The sequence below is a fragment of the Kitasatospora purpeofusca genome, from assembly GCF_034043715.1.
GTDB classification, from domain to species: Bacteria; Actinomycetota; Actinomycetes; order Streptomycetales; family Streptomycetaceae; genus Kitasatospora; species Kitasatospora purpeofusca_A.
Genome location: NZ_JAXCLC010000135.1, coordinates 1 through 8,750, shown reverse-complemented (window position 1 = coordinate 8,750; position 8,750 = coordinate 1). Strand labels below are relative to the sequence as shown.

Below are 8,750 nucleotides of genomic sequence, written 5' to 3'. Positions count from 1 at the left end.
TTGAGTTGTGGTGTCACGGGCCTGCGCGGGCCCGCCCCGAATCCGAGGACTGTGGAACTAGTTCTTCTGGATCTGGTCGAAGGACAGCTCGACCGGGGTCTCCCGGCCGAAGATCTCGACCAGGCCCTTGACCTTCTTCGAGTCGGGGTTGATCTCGTTGATGGTCGCCTGCAGGGTCGCGAACGGACCGTCGGTGACGGTGACCGAGTCGCCGACCTCGAAGTCGAGGACCTGGATCTCGCTGGGCTTGACCGGCGAGGGCTTGCCGGCGTCCTTGGCCGCCTGGCGCTCCACGTCGGGGGCGAGCATCTTGACGACCTCGTCCAGGGTCAGCGGGTACGGGTCGTAGGCGTTGCCGACGAAGCCGGTGACACCGGGGGTGTTGCGCACGACGCCCCAGGACTCCGGGGTGAGGTCCAGACGCACCAGGACGTAGCCGGGGAGCTTGTTCTGGCGGATGGTCTTGCGGTCGCCGTTCTTGATCTGGACGACCTCCTCCTGCGGCACCTCGGCCTGGAAGATGTACTCCTCGACGTTGAGGGAGACCGCGCGCTGCTCGAGGTTCTGCTTCACCCGGTTCTCGTAGCCGGCGTAGGTGTGGATCACGTACCACTCGCCCGGCATGAACCGGAGGTCCTCGCGGAACTTGGCGACCGGGTCGACCTCGACGGCCTCCTCCTCGGCGGCCTCGTCCTCGACGTCCTCGGCGGCGGCGTCCTCGTCGGCGGCCTCGTCCTCGTCGGCCTCGGCGACGGCGTCCTCGTCGGTGGCAGCGTCCTCGTCGGCGGCGTCCTCGACGAGCTCCTCCTCGGTCTCCACGTGCAGCGCGACGTCCTCGGCCGGCTCGCCGGCCGCGGCCTCGTCGAACGCCTCGACCTCGTCCTCGTCGGCGTCGACCGCGTCCACGATCTGCTGCTCGTCGGACTCCACGTCGTCAGCCAGCTCGGCCGCGTCCTCGGCGGCGACATCCGCCTCGAGGACGGTCTCGTCGGCGTCGTACAGGGGGGACTCAGACACGGTGGCTGCTTCTTTCCTGGAGATGGTGAAGGTGGCACGCTCCGCGACGGTCCGGCTCCGCTCCGCTCACGCGGTCGCCGGAAATTCGCCTCGGAGACTTCAACAGTACCGAGTCAACGGTAGCGGCCCCGTACCTCCGACGCAGACAGCTCGACCCGGGCCGAGGATCGGCCCGGGTCGGGGAGGTTGAACGCACAGGTGGAACGGCTCGGTCAGCCGAAGATCCAGAGGGCGGCCTTGGAGAAGCCGTAGTCGAGGCCGGACACGAAGGCCATCATGACCACGACGAACACGACCACGACCGTGGTGTAGCTCACCAGCTGGTTGCGGGTCGGCCAGACGACCTTGCGCAGCTCGGCGATGATCTGCCGGTAGAAGAGGGCGAGGCGCGCGAAGACGCCCTTCTTGGCCCGCTTGCCGGACTTCTTCTCGCCAGAGCGCTTGCGGCGCGAATCACCCTCCGCGGGGGTGCTGTCGGCAGCGCCGTCGGCCCCCTCGGGGTTGCCGCTCTCAGGCGTTGCGGTGGAGCCCGTGGTCTCCGTCACTCGTCCTCACCTGAATCCGGGTCCTGCCGAGCGTCGACTGCGTACCCGAAGAGGCACGAGCGGCCGGCTAGCGGTGCTGATCGGCGCCCTCTCCGCATCAAGCCCGCTCGCTCTGTGGAGCGAACGGGCTGGGTACGGATCAAGCAGCAGGGCAAGAGGGACTTGAACCCCCAACCGCCGGTTTTGGAGACCGGTGCTCTACCAATTGAGCTATTGCCCTACGGAACCTCGCGGCCCCAGTAGTGACGACCAACCTACCGCATCTTCCACCCGCTGCCGCACAGACTCCGCGCGGCGGTGGAGGCTCCGGTTCGTTCGGTGGCCGTCGATCAGTGAGTGTACGGGGTGGAGGGGCGTTTGGTCGAACCTCTTCTTTTTCGGACCGTCACCAGGGCCGCACCCGGCCGCCATCCGGACGGTCCCGTACATATCGTGAAACCGCCATGCCTGGGCGGTGTGCGGTCTGCGACCATGCAGGCATGAGCGCTTCCACCCCGCAGCCCGACCGTTCCGTCCGCCCGGCCGACCGCCGCGTCTCCGCCCGGATCGGCGCGATCGCCGAGTCCGCCACCCTCGCCGTGGACGCCAAGGCCAAGGCCCTCAAGGCGGCCGGCCGGCCCGTCATCGGCTTCGGCGCCGGCGAGCCCGACTTCCCCACCCCGGACTACATCGTCGAGGCGGCCGTCGAGGCCTGCCGCGACCCGAGGAACCACCGCTACACCCCGGCCGGCGGCCTGCCGGAGCTCAAGGAGGCGATCGCGGCCAAGACGCTGCGCGACTCCGGCTACGCGGTGGACGCCTCCCAGGTGCTGGTGACCAACGGCGGCAAGCAGGCGATCTACGAGGCGTTCGCGGCGATCCTCGACCCGGGCGACGAGGTCATCGTCCCGGCGCCGTACTGGACCACCTACCCGGAGTCGATCCAGCTGGCCGGCGGCGTGCCGGTGGAGGTCGTGGCCGACGAGACCACCGGCTACAAGGTCTCGGTCGAGCAGCTGGAGGCCGCCCGGACCGAGAACACCAAGGTGGTGCTCTTCGTCTCGCCGTCCAACCCGACCGGCGCGGTGTACACCCGGGCCGAGGCCGAGGCGATCGGCCGCTGGGCCCTGGAGCACGGGCTGTGGGTGCTCACCGACGAGATCTACGAGCACCTGGTCTACGGCGACGCGGAGTTCGTCTCGCTGCCGGCCCTGCTGCCGGAGCTGGCGGACCGGACCATCGTGGTCAACGGTGTCGCCAAGACCTACGCGATGACCGGCTGGCGGGTGGGCTGGGTGATCGGCCCCAAGGACGTGGTCAAGGCCGCGACCAACCTGCAGTCGCACGCCACCTCGAACGTCTCCAACGTGGCCCAGCGCGCCGCCCTGGCCGCCGTCGCCGGCGACCTCTCCGCCGTCCACGAGATGCGCACCGCCTTCGACCGGCGCCGCCGCACCATCGTCCGGATGCTCAACGAGATCGACGGCGTGGTCTGCCCCGAGCCCGAGGGCGCCTTCTACGTGTACCCGTCCGTCAAGGCGCTGCTGGGCAAAGAGATCCGCGGGCAGCGTCCGCAGACCTCCGCCGAGCTGGCCTCGCTGATCCTGGACGAGGTCGAGGTCGCGGTCGTCCCCGGCGAGGCCTTCGGCACCCCCGGCTACCTGCGGCTCTCCTACGCCCTGGGCGACGCCGACCTCGCCGAGGGCGTCGGCCGGCTCCAGAAGCTGCTGGCCGAGGCCCGCTGAACCTCCCCGCCCCAGCTGTGAGGTCAACACCGGTTGACCGGACCGCCCTCTTTTCACCCCTTCGGGGGCCGGAAAGAGGGCGGTTCCCGTAGCGGGCCCCGATACGGCAGGATTCGTGAATGGAACGCCTGCTGAACCCGCGAGATGTCAGGGACCTTCCGAAGGCCCACCTGCACCTGCACTTCACCGGCTCGATGCGCCCGGCCACCCTGCTGGAACTGGCCGACAAGCACGGTGTCCGGCTGCCGGAGGCGCTCAGCTCCGGCGAAACGCCCCGGCTTCGGGCCACCGACGAACGCGGCTGGTTCCGGTTCCAGCGCCTCTACGACACCGCCCGCTCGGTCCTCCGCGACGAGGAGGACATCCGCCGGCTGGTCCTGGAGACCGCGGAGGACGAGCGGCGGGACGGCTCCCGCTGGCTGGAGATCCAGGTCGACCCGACCTCCTACGCGCCCCGGCTGGGCGGGCTGATCCCGGCCCTGGAACTGATCCTGGACGCGGTGGAGCAGGCCGCCACCGCCACCGGGGTCGGCATCAGGGTCCTGGTCGCCGCCAACCGGATGAAGTCCCCGATGGACGCCAGGACCCTGGCCCGGCTCGCCGTCCGCTACACCGACCGGGGCGTGGTCGGCTTCGGACTGTCCAACGACGAGCGCCGCGGCCTGGCCCGCGACTTCGACCGGGCCTTCGACATCGCCCGCCGGGGCGGGCTGCTGGCCGCCCCGCACGGCGGCGAGCTGGCCGGCCCGGAATCCGTCCGGGACTGCCTGGACGACCTCGGCGCCGGCCGGATCGGCCACGGGGTGCGGGCCGCCGAGGACGAGCGGCTGATGCAGCGGCTGGCCGACCGCCAGGTGACCTGCGAGGTCTGCCCGTCCTCGAACGTCTCGCTGGGCGTCTACGAGCGCCCGGAGGACGTCCCGCTGCGCCGGCTGTTCGACGCCGGGGTGCCGCTGGCGCTCGGCGCCGACGACCCGCTGCTGTTCGGGGCCAGGCTCGCCGACCAGTACGCCCTGACCCGCGACGTCCTGGGCTTCACCGACCCCGAGCTGGCCGAGCTGGCCCGGCAGTCGGTGCGCGGCTCGGTCGCGCCGGACAGCGTGCGGAAGGAACTGCTGGCGGACATCGACGCCTGGCTGACGGCCTGAGGGCCTGCCGGCCCGAGTGCCTGAGTGCCTGAGCGCCCGGGGCCGGGCAGCGGGGCCGGGCGGCTCAGAGGCTGACGCCGACCATCACCGGCTCGTTCACCAGCTCCACCCCGAAGGCCGACCGCACCCCGTCCCGGATCTCCCGGGCCAGCGCGAGGAGGTCCTCGGTGGTGGCCGCGCCGCGGTTGGTGAGCGCCAGGGTGTGCTTGGTGGAGAGGGTCGCCGGGCCGCTCCCGTAGCCCTTGCCGAAGCCGGCCCGGTCGATCAGCCAGGCGGCCGAGGTCTTGGTGTGCCCGTCCGGCGCCGGGTAGGCGGGGGCGGTCAGCTCGCGCTCGGCGGCCAGCGCCAGGAAGGCCGCGTACTGCTCGGGGCCCAGCACCGGGTTGGTGAAGAAGGAGCCCGCCGACCAGGTGTCGTGGTCCGCCGGGTCCAGCACCATGCCCTTGCCGGCCCGCAGGCCGAGCACGGCCGCGTGCGCCGCCCGCAGGTCGACCCGCTCGTCCTGGGCCACCCCGAAGTGCTTGGCGACCTCGGCGTAGCGGACCGGGGTGGAGCGCCCGGCGGCGTCCTCGAGGCCGAAGCGGACCCGCAGCACCACATGGCGCTCGGGGTCCGCCTTGAAACGGCTGTGCCGGTAGGAGAACGCGCACTCGGCGTTGGAGAGGGTGACCACCCGGTCGGCCCGGCGGTCGTAGGCGACCACCTCGGTGATCGTCTGCGCGACCTCCTGGCCGTAGGCGCCGACGTTCTGCACCGGGGTGGCACCGGCCGAGCCGGGGATGCCGGCCAGGAACTCGATCCCGGCCAGTCCGGCCCCGACCGCGCGGGCCACCGCGTCGGCCCAGACCTCGCCGGCCGCCAGCTCCAGGACGGTGCCGTCCAGGGCGAAGCCGGTGGTGGCGATCCGCAGCACCGTGCCGGGGAAGCCGGCGTCGCCGATCACCAGGTTGGAGCCGCCGCCGAGCACCAGCAGCGGCTCCCCCGCCGCGTCCGCGGCGCGGACGGCGGCGACCACCTCGTCATCGGTGTGCGCGGTCACCAGGCGGCGGGCCGGGCCGCCGAGCCGCAGGGTGGTCAGCGGGGCGAGGGGGGCGTCGAGTTCTTCCAGCACGCCCCCAGGGTACGGGGAGCCCGCCCCCGCCCGACCCGGGGCCGGGCGGGGGCGGGCGGGGCGCGCCGAGGGCGGGGCGGGCGCGAAGGGGTGCGGGCTCAGGCGAGCCGGACGACCGCCTTGGCCATGCCGAGCACCTTCTGGCCCTGGTAGGTCGCCAGCAGGTCGACCTGGACCCGGCGGTCGTCGAGCAGCTTGGCCACCTTGCCGGTGACCTCGACCACCGAGCCGGTGCCGTCGTTGGGCACCGGCACCGGACGGACGAACCGGACGCCGTACTCGACCACCGCGGCCGGGTCGCCGACCCAGTCGGTCACCACCCGGACCGCCTCGGCCATGGTGAACATGCCGTGCGCGATGACGTCGGGCAGGCCGACCTCCAGCGCGAACTTCTCGTTCCAGTGGATCGGGTTGAAGTCCCCGGAGGCGCCCGCGTACTGCACCAGCGCGGCCCTGGTCACCGGGAAGGACTGCGCCGGCAGTTCGGTGCCGACCCCGACCTCGTCGTATCCGATCGCCATCGGGCTCACTCCCCCGCCTTCTCGTCGGCGGCCCGGGCCACCAGGGTCATGACCGAGGTCACCACGTGCTCGCCGCTCTCGTCCGCGACCTCGCCGCGCACGGTGAGCACGTCGTTGCCGGCCAGCGACTTGATGTTGTCGACGGTGACCGAGACGGTCAGCCGGTCACCGGCCCGCACCGGGCGGGTGTAGCTGAACTTCTGGTCGCCGTGCACGACCCGGCTGTAGTCGAGGCCCAGCTCCGGATCCTGGACCACCTGGCCGGAGGCCCGCATGGTGAGCACGATCGGGAAGGTCGGCGGCGCGATCACGTCCGGGTGGCCGAGCGCCTTGGCCGCCTCCGGGTCGCGGTACACGGGATTGGCGTCACCCACGGCGACGGCGAACTCGCGGATCTTCTCCCGGCCGACCTCGTAGGGCTCGGTGGGCGGGTAGGTCCGCCCGATGAAGGAAGGGTCGAGTGCCATCGGCAGCTCCTAGGAAACGCGGTGGACAAACCGTTCGGACACAAAAGACTCCGGGCCGCACCCCAATGAGGGATGCGGCCCGGAGTCGTAGACCTGGTCACACAGGCCCGTCGCCCTGCAACAGGGTCAGCGGGTCTCGCGGTGCGCGGTGTGCGAGTTGCAGCGGGGGCAGTGCTTCTTCATCTCAAGACGGTCCGGGTCGTTACGCCGGTTCTTCTTGGTGATGTAGTTCCGCTCCTTGCACTCCACGCAGGCCAGCGTGATCTTCGGGCGGACATCGGTGGCAGCCACGGGAGTGCCTTCCTTGGACAATGAATAAGAACACAGACAACAGTAGCCGACCGGAGGCGATCCCCCGACCGACTACGCGGGGTAGCGGTGACCGGACTTGAACCGGTGACACAGCGATTATGAGCCGCTTGCTCTACCAACTGAGCTACACCGCCACAGTGATCCGGAGCACAGCCGAAGCCGACTCCTTCTCACCAGAGCCCCCATGCGGAATCGAACCGCAGACCTTCTCCTTACCATGGAGACGCTCTACCGACTGAGCTATAGGGGCGAACGAGGAAGAGATTACACGTTCCGCGCCCAGAGGTGAAATCCGTATCCCGCGGCGAAGTCCGCAGGTGGGCGAGCCGTACGGGCGAGCGATCGAAGGTCCGGCGTTCGACCGGCCCCCTCGGGGACGCGCCCGAGCCGATACGACTATTGCCCGCCTCCCGGCGCCCCGGGCCCGCCCGCCGTAGGCTCGTCGCTCATTGACCCGAGCAGGAACCGGACGCCAGAAGGAGCCGGGCGATGGACAGCGCAGCCGCCGACGGACCGCACCCCGGACCCGGCCCGGCCGCCAACCCGCTCGGGCACGGGCCCGTCCTGCTGCTCACCGGGGCCAGGCTCGCGGACGGCCGGGTGGTGGACGTACGGATCAGCGGCGACCGGATCCAGGCCGTGGGCACCGCCGGCGGCCTCGGCCCCCTGCCCGCCGTGCCCGGCGGACCCACCGTCACCACCGGGGCCAGGATCGACCTGCGCGGCTACCTGCTGCTGCCGGCCCCGGTCGAGGCGCACGCGCACTACGACGTCGCCTTCTCCGCCGCCCTGCCCACCCCGCCGCCGGAGACCCCCGCCGAGCTCACCCGGCGGGTCACCGAGGCCGCGCTGACCTCGCTCGGCTACGGCGCGACCGCCCAGCGCACCCACGTCCGGATCGGCGACGTGCACGGGCTGCGCCGGCTGGAGGCGGTCCTCACCTCCCGGCAGGCGCTGCGCGGCCTGGCCGACCTCCAGGCCGTCGCGATGCCCCGGCTGCTCACCGGCCGGGCCGGGGCCGACGGCCGGGCCCAGCTGCGGGAGGCGCTCAAGCTGGGCGCCACCGCCGCCGGCGGCTGCCCCGAGCTGGACCCGGACCCGGCCGGCTACGTCCAACTGCTGCTGGAGGCCGCCCGGGAGGCGGACTGTCCGGTGGACCTGCACACCACGGCCGCCGATCCGGTGCGACTGGCCCGGCTGGCCGGGGCGCTCGCCCCGCTGCGGCCCCGGGTGGTGGTCGGTCCGTGCGGGTCGCTCGCGCCGGGCGCCGCGACGGTGCTGGCCAACAGCGGCGTCCGGGTGGTCTGCCTGCCGCAGAACGGCGGCTGTTCGGGGCTGGAGGGCCTGGCGAGCGGGCTGCGGCCCGCCTCGCTGCGGGACCTGCTGAAAGCGCGGGTACCGCTGGCGGCCGGCAGCGGCTCACTGCGCGACGGCGCCAACCCGGTCGGGCGGGCGGACCCGCTGGAGGCCGCGTACCTGCTGGCGGCGGCCGGCGTGCTGGACCCCGACGCGGCGTACGACGCGGTCTCCAACCAGGCGCGGCTGGCGCTCGGGCTGCCGCCGGTGCGGGTGGACGCCGGCTTCCCGGCGGAGCTGCTGGCGGTGCGCGGGGACAGCCTGTCCGGGGCGCTGGCGGGCGGGCACAGCCGGCTGGTGGTGCACAGCGGGCGGGTCGTCAGCCGGACCAGCGCGGTGCGGGAGTTCGCCGACACGGTGGCCCTGGCACTGCCCCGGCAGTCGGACGGCACCGAGGGGGGCTGAACCCCGGCCGGGCCGCGCCCGGCGGCACCGGGGCCCGGCCGGGCCGGACGGGCCGGACGGGCCGGACGGGCCGGGCGGGCCGGGCGGGCGTCCGACCGGACGGGTGATCGGGGCGGGGGGGGGGGGGGGCGGGGGGCCCCCCCC

At 72.6% G+C, this 8,750-nt stretch carries 9 protein-coding genes and 3 tRNA genes; 3 read left to right on the top strand and 9 right to left on the bottom strand.

Going from position 1 to position 8,750, the window contains the following annotated elements; translation table 11 throughout:
* Window positions 1-57: 57 nt before the first annotated feature.
* The 3 genes from nusG to SM793_RS35790 form a co-directional block, all read right to left on the bottom strand.
* The gene (gene nusG / locus SM793_RS35800) at window positions 58-1,017 is read right to left on the bottom strand and encodes a transcription termination/antitermination protein NusG (RefSeq protein WP_413816109.1); all 960 of its coding nucleotides are present in this window, start codon (window positions 1,015-1,017) and stop codon (window positions 58-60) included.
* 212 nt (window positions 1,018-1,229) lie between these two features.
* Entirely contained in the window at window positions 1,230-1,562 is a 333-nt protein-coding gene (secE, locus tag SM793_RS35795; protein WP_320443314.1) for a preprotein translocase subunit SecE, read from the bottom strand.
* A gap of 147 nt (window positions 1,563-1,709) precedes the next feature.
* A tRNA-Trp gene (locus SM793_RS35790) sits at window positions 1,710-1,782 on the bottom strand.
* Between the two features lie 259 nt (window positions 1,783-2,041).
* On the opposite strand from SM793_RS35790, the gene SM793_RS35785 reads away from it, so the two are divergent.
* Window positions 2,042-3,286 (top strand): pyridoxal phosphate-dependent aminotransferase, encoded by a 1,245-nt coding sequence (locus SM793_RS35785; RefSeq protein ID WP_320443313.1) that lies wholly within the window; start codon window positions 2,042-2,044, stop codon window positions 3,284-3,286.
* Window positions 3,287-3,405: 119 nt separating this feature from the next.
* On the top strand, window positions 3,406-4,434 hold the full coding sequence (locus tag SM793_RS35780) for an adenosine deaminase (RefSeq protein ID WP_320443312.1): 1,029 nt from the start codon (window positions 3,406-3,408) through the stop codon (window positions 4,432-4,434).
* 64 nt (window positions 4,435-4,498) lie between these two features.
* Here SM793_RS35780 and SM793_RS35775 read toward each other — a convergent pair whose 3' ends face one another.
* The 6 genes from SM793_RS35775 to SM793_RS35750 all read right to left on the bottom strand — a co-directional run bounded on the left by SM793_RS35775 (window position 4,499) and on the right by SM793_RS35750 (window position 7,095).
* Complete coding sequence (locus SM793_RS35775; RefSeq protein ID WP_320443311.1) at window positions 4,499-5,545, bottom strand: UDP-N-acetylmuramate dehydrogenase; 1,047 nt, start codon at window positions 5,543-5,545, stop codon at window positions 4,499-4,501.
* 98 nt (window positions 5,546-5,643) lie between these two features.
* Window positions 5,644-6,066: a MaoC family dehydratase gene (locus SM793_RS35770; protein WP_320443310.1), complete on the bottom strand. Its 423-nt coding sequence runs from the start codon at window positions 6,064-6,066 to the stop codon at window positions 5,644-5,646.
* Between the two features lie 5 nt (window positions 6,067-6,071).
* Window positions 6,072-6,533 carry a MaoC family dehydratase N-terminal domain-containing protein gene (locus tag SM793_RS35765; RefSeq protein WP_093861683.1) on the bottom strand — a complete coding sequence of 154 codons (462 nt, stop codon included), beginning with the start codon at window positions 6,531-6,533 and terminating at the stop codon, window positions 6,072-6,074.
* Between the two features lie 126 nt (window positions 6,534-6,659).
* Complete coding sequence (rpmG, locus tag SM793_RS35760; protein WP_006604855.1) at window positions 6,660-6,824, bottom strand: 50S ribosomal protein L33; 165 nt, start codon at window positions 6,822-6,824, stop codon at window positions 6,660-6,662.
* Window positions 6,825-6,906: 82 nt separating this feature from the next.
* Window positions 6,907-6,979: transfer RNA gene (locus SM793_RS35755), tRNA-Met, on the bottom strand.
* A 43-nt stretch (window positions 6,980-7,022) separates the two neighbouring features.
* A tRNA-Thr gene (locus SM793_RS35750) sits at window positions 7,023-7,095 on the bottom strand.
* Between the two features lie 239 nt (window positions 7,096-7,334).
* Between SM793_RS35750 and SM793_RS35745 the strand changes: the two genes are divergently transcribed.
* Entirely contained in the window at window positions 7,335-8,606 is a 1,272-nt protein-coding gene (locus SM793_RS35745; protein ID WP_320443309.1) for a hydrolase, read from the top strand.
* Window positions 8,607-8,750 lie beyond the last annotated feature (144 nt).

Coding starts and splice junctions, on each gene's coding strand:
- SM793_RS35785 (WP_320443313.1), top strand. CDS start 2,042: ATGAGCGCTTCCACCCCGCAGCCCGACCGTTCCGTCCGCCCGGCCGAC.
- SM793_RS35780 (WP_320443312.1), top strand. CDS start 3,406: ATGGAACGCCTGCTGAACCCGCGAGATGTCAGGGACCTTCCGAAGGCC.
- SM793_RS35770 (WP_320443310.1), bottom strand. CDS start 6,066: ATGGCGATCGGATACGACGAGGTCGGGGTCGGCACCGAACTGCCGGCG.
- SM793_RS35765 (WP_093861683.1), bottom strand. CDS start 6,533: ATGGCACTCGACCCTTCCTTCATCGGGCGGACCTACCCGCCCACCGAG.
- SM793_RS35745 (WP_320443309.1), top strand. CDS start 7,335: ATGGACAGCGCAGCCGCCGACGGACCGCACCCCGGACCCGGCCCGGCC.